This is a genomic window from Streptomyces niphimycinicus, from assembly GCF_018883605.1.
Taxonomy (GTDB): Bacteria; Actinomycetota; Actinomycetes; order Streptomycetales; family Streptomycetaceae; genus Streptomyces; species Streptomyces niphimycinicus.
On the sequence record NZ_JAHLEM010001112.1, the window covers coordinates 1 to 1547 of the forward strand.

The 1547-nt window shown below is 73.1% G+C and carries 1 protein-coding gene; it reads left to right on the plus strand.

The genetic code is table 11. The features are described from left to right. On the plus strand, window positions 1-1547 hold a 1547-nt coding region (locus KN815_RS48010), incomplete at both ends, for a polyketide synthase dehydratase domain-containing protein (RefSeq protein ID WP_216348054.1).

Consider the following 1547-nt stretch of genomic DNA (forward strand, 5'->3'; position numbering starts at 1 on the left):
GCCCAGGGCGTCACCACCTACCTCGAACTCGGCCCCGACGGTGTCCTCACCGCCATGGCCCAGGACTGCGTCACCGACGCCGAGGCCGCCGGATTCGCCGCAGCGCTGCGGGCCGGTCGGCCCGAGGCGCGGGCCGTCCACGCCGCCATCGCCCGGGCACATGTCCGTGGCGTGGCGGTGGACTGGGCGGCGGTCTTCGCCGGTACGGGCGCGGCTCGGGTCGAGCTGACCGACCTGCCGACGTACGCCTTCCAGCGCCGCCGGTACTGGCCCCAGGCGTCGGCGTACGGTGTCGGCGGCACGGCGGGGCTCGGACTCGCCGAGGCCGACCACCCGCTCGTGGGCGCCGTCGTACCGCTCGCGGGCGGCGATGGGCTGCTGCTGACCGGGCGGATCTCGGCGCAGACGCATCCGTGGCTGCTCGACCACGCCGTGATGGGTTCGGTGCTGCTGCCGGGCACGGCTTTTGTGGAGCTGGCGGTTCGTGCCGGTGACCAGGTCGGTTGTGATCAGGTCGAGGAGTTGACGCTGGCGGCGCCGCTGGTGCTTCCCGAGGTGGGCGGCGTTCAGCTTCAGCTTTCGGTGGGGGCGCCGGACGACTCCGGTCGTCGTGGGTTCGAGGTGTACTCGCGGTTCGAGGACGCGCCCGCCGATGAGCCGTGGCTGCGCCATGCCTCCGGTGCGCTCGTGGAGGGCGCCCCGACGCCGTCGTTCGACCTGAGCGCATGGCCGCCGGCCGGTGCGACGCCGGTCGAGCTCGACGGTCTGTATGAGGGCATGGCGGGTCTGGGGCTCGCCTACGGCCCGGTGTTCCAGGGGCTGACGTCCGCCTGGCGGCTGGGCGATGAGGTCTACGCGGAGCTGGAGCTGCCGGAGGACGTGCGCTCCGAGGCCGGGCTGTTCGGTCTGCATCCGGCGCTGCTGGACTCGGCGCTGCACGCGGTCGGTCTTGGCGGCCTGATCGAGGGCGAGGACGGGGCGCGACTGCCCTTCGCGTGGGCTGGTGTGTCCCTGCACGCGGTGGGCGCTTCGGTGCTGCGGGTGCGCCTGTCGTCGGCCGGTGCGGACGCGGTGTCGCTGGCGGTGGCCGATGGCGCCGGGCGTGCCGTGCTGTCGGTGGATTCGCTGGTGTTGCGGCCGGTGTCGGCCGAACAGATCAGCGGTGCCCGGGGTGGCCGTCAGGATTCCCTCTTCCGGCTCGACTGGACCGAGGTGGCTGCCCAGGGCCCGGCGGGACGCTGGGCGTTGCTGGGGTCGGACGCGCTCGACCTGGCGTCGACCGGCCAGCGGTTCGACACTTACGCCGACTTGGACGCGCTGGCCACGGCGGTCGACTCCGGCGCGGCGTTGCCGGATGAGGTGGTGGTCGCTCTTCAAGCCCGTCCGGCGATTGAGGACCGGGGTCCTGGGGCGGAGCCCCAGGTTGCGGGAAGGGGCGGGACTGGGGAAAGCTCCTCGCCCGCCGATGTGGTGCACCGTGCCACTGCCCAGGTGCTGAGCCTGCTGCAACGGTGGCTGAATGACGACCGCTTCGCGGATGCGCGTCT